We start from the raw sequence: 14,662 nt of genomic DNA, 5'->3' as shown, positions 1-14,662 counted from the left end.
GTAGTGCGCTTCAGGCCGTGAGCCAATCGGCGAGCGGTTGCCAGAGCTGCGCGCGCGCATTCGATCCCACCATCATCCCCACATGCCCCGCATCGATCAGCCGCGTTTCGCCGAACGGCTCCACCGCGATGGCGGGCACCAGCCGGTCGGTGCGCGAGACGATGTTGAGTGTCGGCTTGCGCGGCGGGGGAACGATTTCGCCGCCCACGCGCCACCCGCCCTCGATCGGCACGTTGGCGCCGAAGAAGTCTTCGAAGCATTCGCGCGCGGCGGGGATGGTGAGCGCGGGGCCGGTGTTCGCCCAGTCCTCGACCGCGACGAACAGCCGCGCCTCCTCGGAGGCCGGATCAAGGCGCCCGAAGCGCTCATACTTCGCAACTGCGCCTGCCGGATCGAGCGACCAGAACGCAGGCTGGATCAGATCCATCGGCATCCCGCCGAGCGGGGGGAGGGAAGGGGCGAGGCTGCGCCAGTGGGAGAGCAAGTCCTGCCGCCGCGCCGCCGGGTAGCCCGCGAAATCCCACGGCGCGGCGATCGTCGCCACGCGCCGCACCAGCGGATGCGACGCGGCGGCGAGCGTCATCGTGCCGCCGAGGCAATAGCCCACGAGATCAAGCGGTTCGCCCACGCTGTCGAGCAGCGGCCGCAGCCGCTGTGTCACATACCCGCCCACGGAGAGATCGGCCTCCGCCGCACCGGGAGACTGCCAGTCGACGAGCAGCGGCCGCACGCCCCGACCCGCGAGATACCGCAACAGCGAGCGCTCTGCCGTCAGGTCGAGCACGTTGGCTGTGTTGATCAGCGACGGCACGAACACGACGGGGCGTCCGCTGCCGCTGTAATCGCGCAGCAGTGCGCTCCCAGACGATGCGATCACCGGCATCTCCGGCAGGTCGCGCCGCCAGCCGGACTGCTGGTAGGCGGCAAGCGCAGCGAGGAAGCGTTCCATGCGCGCCCGATCGTCTCCGATCGCCTGCCGGGCGTGATCCAGGAACAGCGGCAGCGGATGCGGGCCGCGCGGGGCGCCCGATGCTGCGTGTTGCTGCGCAGCATCGCCGCGTGCTATGGCTTTCGCACCCGCAGCATCGAGGTCGTTCATGTCCGACGAAGAAACCAAATCCGACCCGATCATCATCAAGAAATACGCCAACCGCCGCCTCTATAACACCGGCTCGTCGAGCTATATCACGCTCGATCACCTCGGCGAGATGACGCGTGCGGGCGTGGACTTCAAGGTCGTCGATGCGAAGTCGGGGGACGACATCACCCGCTCCGTCCTCACGCAGATCATCATGGAAGAGGAAAACCGCGGCCAGACCATGCTGCCGACGCCGTTCCTTCGCCAGCTCATCGCGATGTACGGCGATTCGATGCAATCAATGGTGCCGCCCTATCTCGAAGCCTCGATGGCTGCGCTGCGGCGCAATCAGGAACAGTTCCGCAAATCGATGGCGGGCGCGTTCAACCCGTTCGAGGCGATCGCCAAGCAGAACATGGCGATGTTCGAGGCGGCGGCCAGCATGATGTCGGGCAAGAATCCGCCGGAAGGTTCCCCGCCCGCCGACGAAGCCTCCGAACTCGCCGATCTCAAGCGCGAGATGGCGGAGCTTCAGGCGAAGCTCGAAAAGCTCGGCAAGAAGTAGCTCCACCTTCTCCTCCCCCTGGCAAGGGGGAGGCCGGGTGGGGGTCGATGGCTCAGACCCTCCCCAACCCCTCCCTGGAAGGGAGGGGCAAGATGCTACCGCCCCATCGCGAGGAATTTCGCGCGCCGGTCGTCGCGCACGGCGTCGGCGCCCATGCCGTCCATCGTCGCGAGCTGCGTCTCGACCGCATCGCCCAGCATCTTGATCGCGGCCTGCGGGCTCCTGTGCGCGCCGCCCACGGGTTCGGGCACGATCATGTCGATCAGGCTCAGCGCTTTCAGGTCCTGCGCGGTCTGCTTCATCGCCGCCGCCGCGTCCGCCGCCTTGTCCGACGTGCGCCACAGGATCGAGGCGCAGCCTTCGGGCGAGATCACCGCATAGACGGAATGTTCGAGCATGATGATCCGGTTTGCCGTCGCCAGCGCCACCGCACCGCCCGATCCGCCTTCGCCGACGATCGCGGCGACCATCGGTGTGCCGAGCTTCAGGCAGGCTTCCGTCGAGCGGGCGATGGCTTCCGCCTGTCCGCGCTCCTCGGCGTGGATGCCGGGAAACGCGCCCGAGGTATCGACGAAGCTGATCACGGGCAGCCCGAAGCGGTCCGCCATTTCCATCAGTCGCACGGCTTTGCGGTAGCCTTCGGGCTTCGCCATGCCGAAATTGTGTTTGAGGCGGCTCGCCGTGTCGGAGCCTTTCTCGTGGCCCATCATCATCACCGGCCGGCCCCGGAAGCGCCCCGGTCCGCCGATGATCGCGCAGTCCTCGCCGAACTTGCGGTCGCCCGCGAGCGGCGTGAAGTCGGTGATGAGCGCGGCGGTGATGTCTTTCAGGTGCGGCCGCGCCGGGTGGCGCGCCACCTGTGTCTTCTGCCACGGCGTCAGCTTCGCGTAGATCGCCTTCAGCTGCGCCTCGACCTTGGCTTCCAGCTTTTTCACTTCAGCGTCGATGTTGACCGCGCCTTCGCCGGCCGACGCCTTCAGTTCCTTGATGCGCGTCTCCAGCTCGGCGACGGGCTTCTCGAATTCGAGATACGTAATCATCGCCCCCGCCTAATCGTCTTGGCCCGTGCCCGCAAGCGGATGCGCGCGGTTGACGAGTTCGACGAGGTGCGCGGACTGCACGTGCGTGTAGATTTGCGTCGTCGCGATGTCGGCGTGGCCCAGCATCGATTGCAGCGCGCGAAGGTCCGCGCCGCCCTCCAGAAGATGCGTTGCGAAGGCGTGGCGCAGCACGTGCGGGGAGACGCGCAGCGGCGAGATTCCGGCCGCCGCCGCCAGCGTCTTCACGATCTGGAACAGCCGCACGCGCGACATGTGCGTCTTGCCGGAGGGGAACAGGTATTTCTCACCCGGCGCCAGCGTTGCCGCCCACACCGCCACGGCTTCCCCGGCGCGTGAGGACACAGGCACCATCCGTTCCTTGTCGCCCTTGCCCTTCAGCACCGCATAAGGCGTACCCGGCTTGATCGCTGCGCGCGGCAGCGAGACGAGCTCGGTCGCGCGCAGTCCCGATCCGTAGAGCAGTTCGATCAGCGCCTTCAGCCGCAGCCCCGCCGGGCTGGCGGCCTCCTCTTCGACAACGGCGAAGATCCGGTCCACCTCCTCGCGCGACAGCGTCTTCGGCAGCGGCCGACCCTTTGTGGGAGACGCAAGGTCGCCCGCCGGATTGTCGGCGCGCAGCCCTTCCGACACGAGGAACGCAAAGAAGCGCCGCACCGCCGAGAGTTTGCGCGCAAGGCTCGTTGCCGCAAGATCGCGCCATTCGTGGATCAGCCGTTCGAGCGTCCGCGCGTCAGCGGCTGCAAGCCCGCCCGAAAGCGCCTCGCTCGCCTGCGCAAGGTCGCGGCCATAGGCAGCGATGGTGTTCGCCGCCGCGCCGCGCTCGGCTGCCATCATATCGAGGAACAGCGCGATCGCGCGGGCGTCGTCCGGGAGGCTCAACTCCGCGTCACCGCCTCGATCGCCATCATCCGCGCCTCGCGCGTGAACCCCGCGCGATTGAGCGCACCGACGACGACCGAAAGCTGCGCAGGGGACACGCCCGCCCAGCTCGATTGCAGGCCGACCCCGGCCAGGATCGCCACTTCACCGCGCCGCTTTTCCACCGCCGCCGCCGCGATCCGCCGCGTATAGCGATTGTCGAGCGCCTTGACGCCGAAGTCTTCGGCAAGGCCGCTCCAGTCGCCCTTGGGGTCGAGCGCCTGCATCGCGGCGGCGAACATCGCGGCCTTGCGATCACCGCGCTTGCCCGAAAGCGATCCGTGCCACGCGCGCGCCTCGCCGACGTCGCCGTTCGCGATTTTCCCGGTGCGGTCGGCGAGCGCAAGGTACGGCCACGCCGCGCGCCGCGCGTCCTCCGGCCCGTCCGCCAGCACCGGCCACCACTTCAGCGCCTCGCGCACATAGCCCGCCGAAAGCATCGATTCGATAAGCCCCGGCGCGTCGTCCGCCTGCGCGGCGGCGGGCGGGATGCGCGCGGCGGCGGCGGCGGTACGTACGAGCGCACCATAGCGTTCCTGCGGCGTTTCGGCGGCCTGCCAGATGCGCTGCATCGCGGCGATGCGCTCTTCGGCGTTGCGGCCCGCATAGGCGGCACGGATGTCGGCGATCGCGTCTTCGCCTTCGGCGCCCGGCTCGATCGCGGCGATGCGCGCGGCGGCGATGGCGGCGAGTTCACGCGCCGAAGCGATGCCGTATGCAGCCGCGATCGGCGCCGCTTTGGAGCGCTCGGCGATCGAAAGCCCCGGCGCGCGCATCATCCACCCGGAAAGCGCGACCGACGGATTCGCCAGCAGCGTTTCGGGAATCTCGATCCCCGCAGCCGTCGCCAGCCCGAAGCGGTATGCGCTAAGGGTCTTCGCCTCGTCCCAATCGACATTGGCGCCCCGGCCTTCGCCCGTCACCACGGTCGCGGCGCGTTCGGCAAGCACGATGTCGATCATCGGCATCGCACGGCGTGCGCGCAGCCGGTCGAACTGCGCGGCGGCGGTGATGTCGTCGCCTTCAAGCCCCGCGCAGATCGCATTCGCGGCTTCCCAGAACGGCAGCTTCGAAAACGCTTTCGCGTTCGGCGCGAGTGGACAGAGTGCCGGCAAGTCTCCGGCAGCGAGGTGCACCTGGCTCGCCACGGCGTAAAGCCGCGGTGTGTAGCGATCGAGCGGCAGCGCATCGACGAGCAGCTTGGCGCCGTCCACCTCACCCATCCGCAGCAGCAGCAGCGCGCGCTCGGCAAGCCAATCGGCCGGGCGCACGCCCTGCGGCGTCGGCACGTGCGAAAGCAGTGCGCGGCGCAGCACGATATGCCCCCAGCGCGACGCGATCGGCGGCTTGGTGCGCTGCAGAAGCCCGTTCAGGAAGCGCCCGTCGCTGTTCTGGAACGCGCCCATGCCGTATCCGCCGAGCCGCGCGGTCAGCGGCCCCGCGACATCGAAGCTGCCCGCGCGCGCTGGCCCCGCGAAGGGATCGGCGGCAACCGGCGTTGCCGGCGCAGGTGCACCGGGAAGCCCCGGCACGGGCACACCCTCAGCCGCGGCGGCTGGTGTCTCGTCCGCGCCCGCCGCAGCGGGTGCCACAGGCCGCGGCGCCGGGGGCGGCGCTTCGGGCGGCGGCGCGCCGAACACGTCAGGCAGCAGCGACTTCGGGGCGTCCTGCCCGGATGCCGCCGTTGCTATCAGGAGCGCGGCAAGGGCGGTGCTAGAGACCCAGCGTTTCATTCGAAACCGGTTGCTCCACGCGCGCAGTCGTGTGCGGAATATCGACGAACATCAGCACCACGCCGCCGATGACGACGACGGCGAGGATGATGACAAACAGCCAGAAAATCAGGCGGGACAATCGTATCTCCGGGGCAATCGCGTTGGTTTCGGTTCGCTCCAGACGTGAGCGCGGCGGAGCGCGCTTGGCCTTCGGCAAGGCGCCTGTGTATAGCGAGTGCGATGAACGCTTGCGAACCAAAAAACGCCTCCCCGCCGCCTGTTCGCCGCAGGCGCGGTGTCAGCCGTTCCGTCGTGCTGGTGGGGCTGATGGGCGCGGGGAAAACCACGATCGGGCGCCGCCTTGCGAAGCGGCTGGGCCTTGAATTCGTGGATGCCGACGAGGCGATCGAGGAGGCGGCGGGCCTTACGGTTTCGGAGATTTTCACGCGCTATGGCGAGGCGCATTTCCGTGAAGGCGAACGCCGCGTGATCGCGCGCCTCATCTCCGGTATGCCGAAGGTGATCGCCACTGGCGGCGGCGCCTTCGTCGATCCCGAAACGCGCGCGCGCGTCCTCGAAAACGCGATCGCCGTCTGGCTCGATGCCGATATCGACACGCTCGTCGAGCGTGTTTCCAAGCGCGATCACCGCCCGCTGCTCAAGGACAAGGATGCCGGGCAGGTGCTTCGCGATCTCGCGGCGGTGCGCAATCCGCTCTATGCCGAGGCGCAGATTCGTGTGCCGAGCCAGCCGGCGCCGCATCATATCGCCGTCGAGGCCATTGTGGCGGAGCTCCGCCGTCTGGGGGAATCCGCGTGAAGGAAGTGGTTCGGGTCGAGCTTGGCGCGCGCGCCTACGATATCGTCATCGCGCCGGGCATCCTCGCCGAAGCGGGGCGCGAGATCGCGCCACCGAAGAGTGGACGTCCGCAGCTCGTCGTCACCGATGAAACCGTTGCCGCCGCGCATCTTGAGCGGCTCGTGGACGCGCTCGGCCGCCCGGTCGATCCCGTGATCTTCCCGGCAGGCGAGGCGACCAAGAACTGGCGGTCGCTGGAAACGCTCGTCGAGCGCATTCTCGCGGCGGGTGTCGAGCGCGGCGATGCCGTCATCGCGTTCGGCGGCGGTGTCATTGGCGATCTCACCGGCTTTGCCGCCGCCGTCGCGCGGCGCGGCTGCGAATTCGTGCAGATCCCGACGACGCTGCTCGCGCAGGTCGATTCGTCGGTCGGCGGCAAGACGGCGATCAACGCAGCGGCAGGCAAGAATCTCGTCGGCGCCTTCCACCAGCCCTCCCGTGTGCTCATCGATCCCGAACTTCTCGATACGCTCGGCCCCCGCGAAATGCGCGCAGGCTATGCCGAGGTCGTGAAATACGGGCTCCTCGGCGACACGGCGTTCTTCGCGTGGTGCGAGGCAAACGGCACCGCGCTCCTCGCCGGAGACCGCGCCGCGCAGGTCCACGCCATCGCGCGCAGCTGCCGTATGAAAGCGGTGATCGTCGCGGAGGACGAGCGCGAAACGAGCGGCCGCCGCGCGCTCCTCAACCTCGGCCACACCTTCGGCCATGCCTTCGAAGCCGAAACCGGCTTCTCCGACCGGCTTCTGCACGGCGAAGCCGTCGCGATGGGCATGGTCATGGCCTTCGCCTTCTCGGCGCATCGGGGCCTCTGCAGCGCGCAGGACGCCGCCCGCGCCGAAGCGCACCTCGCCGCGTCGGGCCTGCCCGTCAGCCCGGCGGGCTTCGGCTTCAACGTCGAGGCGCTCATCCACCACATGCAGCAGGACAAGAAATCCGCAGGCGGCACCACCCCCTTCGTCCTCGCCCGCGCGATCGGCAACGCCTATCTCGACAAAACCGTTGCGCTGGCCGATGTCGCCGCCTTCCTCGCACCAAGGCTCTGAGCCTTCCTTCACTCGTCATCCCGGCCTTCGCCGGTATGACGAGTGGACAAAGAGGCTTCCGAAATAGGGTTTGCCATGCAAGGCAGGGCCGCTGCTCTTTGAAGCGCGCGGCGTCCTGCGCGCATGGAAATCGTCAACATCGAACGCGCGGGGGCTCGCCGTGCACGAAATGCGAGCAAACTCACGCACGCCCGCGCGGGGCATGTCTCAACTTCATCAACTTCCCAGGAAATCCGGGCCTCAGCGGCGCACCGGAGCGATCACTCCAGCGCCTCCCGTCCTATTTTACAAGCCCGGTTACGCGATGCGGTTCGTGCCCGGCCGCACCAACGCGCTGTGCGTCGCCGCAATCGCCGTCGATCGTGCCCGGATCGTTTCGAGGAAATGCCAGTCGCACTGCGCAGCGTCGGGTGTCAGCGACAGCGTCATGTAGCCCCGGTGCTGGGTTTCGCACCATTTGAGTTCGGAGTTCGCACCGACCAGCGCCGCCGCCACCTGCTTCGGGTCCGCCCCGCGCATGTAAGTCTCCATCCCCGGCGAAGTGACGCCCTGCACGCCGAACTCGACGCCCGCCGGCTTGCCGCCGTTCGCAAGGTCGTAGGCCCACGCGTTGTGACTGTCTCCGGCGAGGTTCAGCAGGTTCGCGCCTGCCGCCTGCGCCGCGCCGAGGTAGCGCGCCCGCGCCGCCGGATAGCCGCCCCACGAATCGAAGTTGAACGGCAGGCCCACTTTTCCGGCGAGCACGCCTGCCTGAAAACGCTGCTTCACATAGTCGGGCGGCGTGCCGCCGAGCCATGAGGCGTCGGCGTCCACGGGCGTTTTCGTCTCGCCCGCGAGGATCTGCTGCGCCACCACCTGCCAGCGCGTGCCGCCTTTCACGGAACGGCTGATCGCATCCGCAAGAAACGCCTCCTGCGGCGCGCCGAGCATCTGCCGCGCAGGGTCGGCCCACACGGTATCGCGGAACGTGGCAAGTGCTTTCGCCGGGTCGTCGGAAAGCTTGAAAGCGTCGGCGAGTTCAAGCTGCTCGTCGCGGCCCTCGGCGCGCGTATCGAGCCGGATCAGCGTCGCGAGGTCGCCGATCTCATAGGCTTTGTAGGGTTCGTCCGACATTGGCAGCCAGTGCCGGTACGCCGCCTTCGCCGCCGCCTTGCGTGCCTCCCATGGGCCTTCGCTCTCGCTCTGGTGGTTCTGCGCGCCGTCCTTCCACGTGTCGTTCGCGAACTCGTGGTCGTCCCAGATCGAGATCATCGGAAAGCGCTGGTGCAGCGCCTGCAGGTCCTGATCGCGGCGATAGGTTGCGTAGCGGGCATGATAGTCGGCGGGCGTCACGATCTCGTTTGCCGGTTCGAGGATGCGTCCCGGCATCGCGTCGGCCGTGCTCGGGTAGGTGCCGCGGCCATATTCGTAGATGTAGTCGCCGAGGTGGACGAGAAGGTCGATGTCCTGCCGCTCCGCTGCGTGGGCATAGGCGTTGAACAGACCGAACGGCAGGTTGGAGCAGGAGAAGACCGCGATGTTGAAGCGCCCCAAGCGCCCCGCCGGCAGCGTCCGGGTCCGTCCCGTGGGCGAGGTTTCGCCGCTCGCGGTGCGGAAGCGGTAATAGTACCAGCGCCCCGGCTCCAGCCCCTCGGCGCGGGCGCGGGCGCAGTAATCGGTCGAAGCCGCCGCCGCCGTTTCGCTCCGCGTCACGATCCGGGTGAAGCCCGCGTCTTCGGCGACCTCGGCGGTGAGTGCGGCCGCATCCCCGGCGGGCACGTAGCGCGTCCACAGCAGCACGCCCGTCTGCGACGGTTCGCCGCTTGCCACGTTGTGCGTGAAGCCCCGGTTCAGCGCGGTCGCCCATGCGCGGCCGGGGATGGTGGCGAGACCGGCGAGACCGGCACCGAAAAGATCGCGGCGGCGGAGGTTGATGCTCATGGTGGCCTTTCAGGGTAGCGTTCGGCAGCCTGTTAGGCCCGGAATGTGACACTGAGATCACGCGCCCCAAACCCCAAAACCTGCCAGCTTTGCATTGCGCGCCGGCTGGGGCACACTTGTTGAAAGGCTGAACAATGCCGGGGAGACGATCATGGCCACCGCGATCCAGATGCCGTCGGTGCAGAGCAAGGTTTCGGACGAGGAGTGGAGCGCCCGCGTCGATCTCGCGGCGGCATACCGCCTCGTCGCGCACTACGGGTGGGACGACCTCATCTTCACGCACCTCTCGGTGCGCGTGCCGGGGCCGGAGCATCACTTCCTGATAAACCCGTACAACCTGATGTTCGAAGAGATCACCGCGTCGAGCCTCGTGAAGATCGACGTGCACGGCAACGCTGTCGGCGAAACGCCCTACGTCACCAATCCGGCTGGCTTCACCATCCACTCTGCGATCCACATGGCGCGCGAGGATGCAAAGGCCGTGGTTCACCTGCACACGCCTTATGGGCAGGCAGTTTCGGCGATGGATTTCGGCCTGCTGCCGCACACGCAGACCGCGATGGTCGCGCAGCACGACATCGCCTACCACGACTATGAAGGCATCGCGACCGACCTTGATGAGCGCGAGCGGCTGGTCGCGGACATGGGTACGAAGAACGCCATGATCCTGCGTAACCACGGCACGCTCACCGTGGGCGAGACGGTGGCTGACGCGTTCATGCGCATGTATTTCCTGGAGCGTGCCTGCGAAGCGCAGGTCCACATGCTCGCTGCCGGGCGCGAAAACCTGAACACGCCGCCGCAGGGCACGCCCGAAAAGGTGAAGGACCAGTCGACCGGGCCGGGGATGATGATGCTCAACAAGATGCTCGCATGGCCTGCACTCCTTCGGAAGCTGGACCGGATCGACCCCTCGTTCCGTAACTGACCGAGCGCCGTTGAACGCGGGCGCACCGCCCAATAAGGTGCGCGGCCAATGGATAATCTCACACACGCACTCGCCGGATGGGCGCTCGGCGAAGCGGGGCTGAAACGCAGGACGGGGCTTGGCGTCGCCACGCTCGTCATCGCAGCCAACCTGCCCGACATCGATGTGATCGGGCTCGCGTTTGGCGAGAACCTCGCATTCCGACGCGGCATCACGCACGGGCCGCTGGCGTGGGCGATCATGATCCCCGGCCTTGCCTTTGCAATGCAGGCGTTCGATCGCTGGCAGGCCCGGCGCGGAACGCGGCCGGAAAGCCGGCTGCCGGTGCATCTCGGCTGGCTCTTCGTGCTCTCGGCGATCGGCGTGCTCTCGCATCCAGCGCTCGATTTCCTGAACGTCTACGGTATCCGCCTGCTGATGCCGTTTTCCGAGCGCTGGTTCTACGGCGACACGTTGTTCATCATCGACCTGTGGGTCTGGCTTGCGCTCGGCCTCGGTGTGTTCCTTGCCCGCCGCCGAAAGCGCGAGGGCCCGGCGCGTGCGGCACTCGTCGTTGTGGCGGCCTATATCGGTCTGATGGGCTACGGTAGCCACGTCGCGGAGGTGAAAATGGCGGAAGCCGTGGACGCCGCGGGCTATGGAAAGCCGCAACAGGTTGTGGCGAACACGCCGCCGATCAACCCGTTCCGGCGCCAGATGATTTACGACGTGGGAGGCCGCTACGGCTACGGCGAGGCGAGCCTGCTCCCGCCGCGTTTGTCTGTGGAGGTGCCGTTCGCGACGCACATGGACGACCCGGCCATTCTCGCCGCTAAGGCGCAAAGCAAGGAAATCGCCGACTTCCTCTACTGGTCGCGGCTACCGTTCGCCGAGGTGACGCGGGAAAGCGGTGCCGCCCGCGTTGTACTCAACGACGCGCGTTTCGTGGAAAGTCGGGGCCCGGCCTTGTTCCGCATAGAAGCGACCGTGCAGGAGCCGGCGCAATGAACGAACTTCCTCCGGTCGTGCTCGGCCCCGTCGAGCTCTGGGCAGACCTTGCCGGGATCTTCGTCTCCGCGCTTGGCGGCGCGCTGCTCGCTGTGCGGCACAAGCTTGATGTGTTCGGGGTGTTCGTACTGGCGATTGTCACCGGTCTCGCGGGCGGCATGGCGCGCGACATGCTCATCGGCGCAACCCCCGTTGCGGCGTTGGCGAATCCCTTATACCTGCCCTCCGCGCTGGCGGCCGCGATCGTGGTGTTCTTCGGGCACCGCCTGATCGAACGGGCGAGCCAGCCCGTGATGTTGTTCGATGCGATGGCGCTCGGCTTCTTCGCCGTCGCCGGTGCGCGCAAGGCGCTTACCTACGGTATCGATCCGCTCCCCGCGGTGCTGCTCGGCGTGCTCACAGCCGTTGGTGGCGGCGCGCTCCGCGACGTCCTCCTCGCAGAGGTGCCACGCGTCCTCAAGGTCGGCGAACTCTATGCGCTCGCGGCAATGCTCGGCGCTGCGGTCGTCGTCGTGGGCGACGCGCTCGGCCTGCCGTCGGCCGCCGTGGGCATCGTGGGCGCGTTGGCGACATTCGCTTTGCGGATGGTCAGCGTCCGCTTTGGCGTAACGGCGCCGCGCGCACCAGGAAGTGAATGAGCGTGCCACGGCAAACGTGTCCTTAACCATTTAAGCTCTAAGCCTTTGAACAGGCAGGGAGTTGCGTATGGTGAAGGTGCGGACTTTCGTTCAACTCATATGCATTGCCGCAGCGCCGCTTGCGCTCTGGCTTTCCGCGCCCACGGCATTCGTCAGGGGTGTCGATTTGCAGGGCGGCGACGCGGGGCGTCTTGTGCCCCACCTCAGCGCGGTCAATGCGCGCATCCTGCAGATCAGCCCTGACGGCAGCGCGATCGTTGCAAGTGGCTCGCCGGGCGCGATGGTCGCCGCGCTGTTTCGCGCAGGAGCCTTGCCGCTGCCACTTGTGGGCACGGACAATGCGTGCGCTTCCCGAACGGTGAGGCGGGCATGAGCGCCGCCGCCCTTTTCCCGATCCGCCGCGCCGGTGCGCGGCTTCTCGTTGGCGCGTTCGCAGCGAATTGCATTGCCCTCAGTGCCGTCGGCGTAATGACCGGCAAGGCTGAGACGTTCTCGGTCGTCGCCATTGCGCTCGCCCTTACCGTTGTTCCGACGCTTTGGGTTTTACGGTCTCCGGTGGTCGATGCTGCCCAGCGTACCACGCTGGCGCTCACGGCAGTGTGTTTTCCGGGTATGTTCTTGTACCTGATGAACGGCCACCCGTGGCAGATGGACATGCACATGTACTTCTTCTCCATGCTGGCCGGGCTCACAGTCCTGTGTGATCGCCGCGCACTGATCGCGGCTGCCGGGCTTATCGCCGTTCATCATCTTGCGCTCAGCGTCCTCGCGCCGGACTGGGTCTTCGCCGGCGGCGGCGATATTCCGCGGGTTCTGCTACATGCCGTGATCGTGGTGCTGCAAACGGGGATGCTGCTGTGGATCGTCGGTCAGCTCTCCGAATTCGTCAACGGCAAGGCGGAAGAGGCGCAGCGCAGCCTTGCGCTGCGCGTGGAAGCCGATGTGGCGAGGGGCGAGGCCGAAGCCAGTCTGAAGGCACTGAAGATCGCGCAGGCGGAAGCAGAACATCATCGCGTCGCGGAAGAAAGTATGCGCCGTGCCGCCGAGGCGGCGGACCGCAGACGCCTCGTCGCCGATGCACTGGAGGCGCGGCTCGGCGCGATTGTTTCCGATCTCAACAGCATGGGTGTGCAGCTCGCGAGCAGCAAGGAGGAGTTGGTGCGCCTGCTCTCCGGTGCGGCTCTCCGTTCCGAGCAACTGCGCAAATCCCACCGGCGCGCCGAGCAGGAAGTGCGGGCCGTCGTCGCCGACACGGGCGCGCTCGTGTCATCGATCCACGCCGTCGGCGCTAATTCAGGGCAAGCACGCGACACGGCGCGGGAAGCGGCAAGCGCAACGCAGCAGCTGGAGCCGGAGATCAAGGCGCTCGGCAACACCGTTGATGCCGCGAGCCAGATTCTCGGCATCATTTCGCAGGTCGCTGCGCAGAGCCACATGCTCTCGTTCAACGCAGCGATCGAGGCCGCGCGTCAGTCCGGTGACGGGTCGGGCTTCCTGATCGTTGCGAACGAGATGAAACTGCTGTCGTCTCAGACCGCAGACGCGACGCGTCAGATCGAGCGCCACCTCGCGGACATCCGCGCGGCGACCGCCAGCGTTTCGAGCGCGATCTCGGATGCAACAGGCAAGGTGCATTCGATCGACACCTCGACAGCGGGCATCGCGGATGCTGTCAGCCATCAGATCCGGGCAACGACCGAGATCGCATCCGCTGCCGATGAGATGGCCGTGCAGATCGACGCTGCGTCGGGCGACGTTGAGGCGCTTGGCCGCGTTCTTGGTGAAGTCGCGAACGCGATGCAGCAGGCCGACCAGATCGCGACCAGCGTGTCGGAGCGATCGAATGAACTCGATCAGACGGTGCGAAGCGTCCTCGCGGAACTCCGCGCGGCTTAGTCCGCCACCTTCACCACGGCTTTGCCGAAGTTCTTGCCCTCAAGGAGCCCGATGAAGGCCTTGGGCGCGTTCTCCAGCCCCTCGGTCACGTCCTCGCGGTAGACGAAGGGCTTCTCGCCCTGCCAGCGCGTCATGTCGGCGGCGAACTTCGGCATCGTCTCGGCCCAGTAATCGCTGACGATGAAGCCTTCGAGGTGGAGGCGCTTCACGAGAACGGCGCGCATCAGCTCGGCCATCAGGATGCTGCCGGAGAGCTCCTCGCGGCTCGCGGCATTGTAGCCGGCGATGAGACCGCAGACGGGGACGCGAGCGAAGTCGTTGAGGCGAGGGAGCACGGCTTCCCAGACTTTGCCGCCGACGTTCTCGAAATAGATGTCGATGCCCTTGGGGGCCGCTTCCTTGAGCGCGGTGCCGAGGTTTGCGTCATGGTGATCGAGGCAGGTGTCGAAGCCGAGTTCGTTCACGACGAAATCGCACTTCGCCTTGCCGCCCGCGATGCCGACGGTGCGACAACCGAGACGCTGCGCGATCTGTCCGACGATGGCGCCGACGGCGCCTGAGGCGGCGGCGACGCAGACGGTTTCGCCTGCTTTCGGCTGACCGATCCGCATGAGGCCGGTGTAGGCGGTGAGGCCGGGCATCCCGAGTATCCCGAGGTGGTAGGAGAGCGGGAAGGGGCCTTTGGGGAGCGGGCGCAGTTCGGTGGCGGGAAGCACCCAGTGCGATTGCCAACCCGAACGCCCGGCGACGATATCGCCCGGCTTGAAGCGGCTGTCGCGAGACTCGATGATCTCGCCGACCGTTTCGCCTTCCATCACGCCGCCGATCGGCACGGGCGAAGCGTAGGAGGCACCCTCCGACATGCGGCCGCGCATATAGGGATCGAGCGACATCCACAGCGTGCGGGCAAGCACCTGCCCCTCGCCGGGCGCAGGAAGCTCGGTCTCGACCCACTTGAAGTTCTCTGCCGTGGGCGCGCCCTGCGGGCGGCTGGCGAGTGTCCATTGCTGCGAGATGGTCATGGCGTGTCTTCCCTCGATTCGAATCGAGGG

At 67.2% G+C, this 14,662-nt stretch carries 15 protein-coding genes; 8 read left to right on the top strand and 7 right to left on the bottom strand.

Annotation, left to right across the window (positions count from 1 at the left end; all coding sequences use genetic code 11):
- Positions 1 to 10 precede the first annotated feature (10 nt).
- Positions 11 to 1,099, bottom strand: coding sequence for an alpha/beta hydrolase (locus tag ACE3TJ_RS05410; RefSeq protein ID WP_374594624.1), 1,089 nt, complete (start codon positions 1,097 to 1,099; stop codon positions 11 to 13).
- On the opposite strand from ACE3TJ_RS05410, the gene phaR reads away from it, so the two are divergent.
- On the top strand, positions 1,098 to 1,643 hold the full coding sequence (phaR, locus tag ACE3TJ_RS05405) for a polyhydroxyalkanoate synthesis repressor PhaR (protein WP_374594622.1): 546 nt from the start codon (positions 1,098 to 1,100) through the stop codon (positions 1,641 to 1,643). The genes ACE3TJ_RS05410 and phaR overlap by 2 nt on opposite strands.
- A gap of 95 nt (positions 1,644 to 1,738) precedes the next feature.
- On the opposite strand, the gene ACE3TJ_RS05400 is transcribed toward phaR, so the two are convergent.
- From ACE3TJ_RS05400 to ACE3TJ_RS05385, 4 genes are read right to left on the bottom strand one after another with little or no spacing between them, the layout of a single operon-like run.
- Positions 1,739 to 2,683, bottom strand: a complete 945-nt coding sequence (locus ACE3TJ_RS05400; RefSeq protein WP_374594620.1) for an acetyl-CoA carboxylase carboxyltransferase subunit alpha — start codon at positions 2,681 to 2,683, stop codon at positions 1,739 to 1,741.
- A 9-nt stretch (positions 2,684 to 2,692) separates the two neighbouring features.
- Positions 2,693 to 3,538, bottom strand: a complete 846-nt coding sequence (locus tag ACE3TJ_RS05395) for a tyrosine recombinase (RefSeq protein WP_374599319.1) — start codon at positions 3,536 to 3,538, stop codon at positions 2,693 to 2,695.
- A gap of 41 nt (positions 3,539 to 3,579) precedes the next feature.
- Positions 3,580 to 5,355 carry a hypothetical protein gene (locus ACE3TJ_RS05390; protein ID WP_374594618.1) on the bottom strand — a complete coding sequence of 592 codons (1,776 nt, stop codon included), beginning with the start codon at positions 5,353 to 5,355 and terminating at the stop codon, positions 3,580 to 3,582.
- Positions 5,336 to 5,476, bottom strand: a complete 141-nt coding sequence (locus ACE3TJ_RS05385) for a hypothetical protein (RefSeq protein ID WP_374594616.1) — start codon at positions 5,474 to 5,476, stop codon at positions 5,336 to 5,338. The genes ACE3TJ_RS05390 and ACE3TJ_RS05385 overlap by 20 nt, the downstream gene beginning before the upstream one ends.
- 101 nt (positions 5,477 to 5,577) lie before the next feature.
- Here ACE3TJ_RS05385 and ACE3TJ_RS05380 point away from each other — a divergent pair, with 101 nt between their 5' ends.
- Positions 5,578 to 6,156 (top strand): shikimate kinase, encoded by a 579-nt coding sequence (locus tag ACE3TJ_RS05380; RefSeq protein ID WP_374594614.1) that lies wholly within the window; start codon positions 5,578 to 5,580, stop codon positions 6,154 to 6,156.
- Positions 6,153 to 7,241 (top strand): 3-dehydroquinate synthase, encoded by a 1,089-nt coding sequence (aroB, locus tag ACE3TJ_RS05375; RefSeq protein WP_374594612.1) that lies wholly within the window; start codon positions 6,153 to 6,155, stop codon positions 7,239 to 7,241. Before ACE3TJ_RS05380 ends, aroB begins: the two co-directional genes overlap by 4 nt.
- A 297-nt stretch (positions 7,242 to 7,538) precedes the next feature.
- On the opposite strand, the gene ACE3TJ_RS05370 is transcribed toward aroB, so the two are convergent.
- Positions 7,539 to 9,161 (bottom strand): alkaline phosphatase, encoded by a 1,623-nt coding sequence (locus ACE3TJ_RS05370; RefSeq protein WP_374594610.1) that lies wholly within the window; start codon positions 9,159 to 9,161, stop codon positions 7,539 to 7,541.
- A gap of 151 nt (positions 9,162 to 9,312) precedes the next feature.
- Here ACE3TJ_RS05370 and ACE3TJ_RS05365 point away from each other — a divergent pair, with 151 nt between their 5' ends.
- The 5 genes from ACE3TJ_RS05365 to ACE3TJ_RS05345 all read left to right on the top strand — a co-directional run bounded on the left by ACE3TJ_RS05365 (position 9,313) and on the right by ACE3TJ_RS05345 (position 13,610).
- A complete protein-coding gene (locus tag ACE3TJ_RS05365) occupies positions 9,313 to 10,089 on the top strand; it encodes a class II aldolase/adducin family protein (RefSeq protein WP_374594608.1) in 777 nt (258 codons plus the stop codon).
- 48 nt (positions 10,090 to 10,137) lie between these two features.
- On the top strand, positions 10,138 to 11,076 hold the full coding sequence (locus tag ACE3TJ_RS05360) for a metal-dependent hydrolase (protein WP_374594606.1): 939 nt from the start codon (positions 10,138 to 10,140) through the stop codon (positions 11,074 to 11,076).
- Positions 11,073 to 11,714 (top strand): trimeric intracellular cation channel family protein, encoded by a 642-nt coding sequence (locus ACE3TJ_RS05355; RefSeq protein ID WP_374594604.1) that lies wholly within the window; start codon positions 11,073 to 11,075, stop codon positions 11,712 to 11,714. Before ACE3TJ_RS05360 ends, ACE3TJ_RS05355 begins: the two co-directional genes overlap by 4 nt.
- A 67-nt stretch (positions 11,715 to 11,781) precedes the next feature.
- Positions 11,782 to 12,087 (top strand): hypothetical protein, encoded by a 306-nt coding sequence (locus ACE3TJ_RS05350; protein ID WP_374594602.1) that lies wholly within the window; start codon positions 11,782 to 11,784, stop codon positions 12,085 to 12,087.
- The gene (locus tag ACE3TJ_RS05345; RefSeq protein ID WP_374594600.1) at positions 12,084 to 13,610 is read left to right on the top strand and encodes a methyl-accepting chemotaxis protein; all 1,527 of its coding nucleotides are present in this window, start codon (positions 12,084 to 12,086) and stop codon (positions 13,608 to 13,610) included. Before ACE3TJ_RS05350 ends, ACE3TJ_RS05345 begins: the two co-directional genes overlap by 4 nt.
- On the opposite strand, the gene ACE3TJ_RS05340 is transcribed toward ACE3TJ_RS05345, so the two are convergent.
- A complete protein-coding gene (locus tag ACE3TJ_RS05340; RefSeq protein ID WP_374594598.1) occupies positions 13,607 to 14,632 on the bottom strand; it encodes an NADP-dependent oxidoreductase in 1,026 nt (341 codons plus the stop codon). The two genes, ACE3TJ_RS05345 and ACE3TJ_RS05340, sit on opposite strands and share 4 nt — an antisense overlap.
- Positions 14,633 to 14,662 lie beyond the last annotated feature (30 nt).

Source organism: Sphingosinicella sp., assembly GCF_041916975.1.
GTDB lineage: Bacteria > Pseudomonadota > Alphaproteobacteria > Sphingomonadales > Sphingomonadaceae > Sphingosinicella.
Note: the sequence above shows the minus strand (reverse complement) of the source record. Positions and strands in the feature narration are given on the sequence as shown.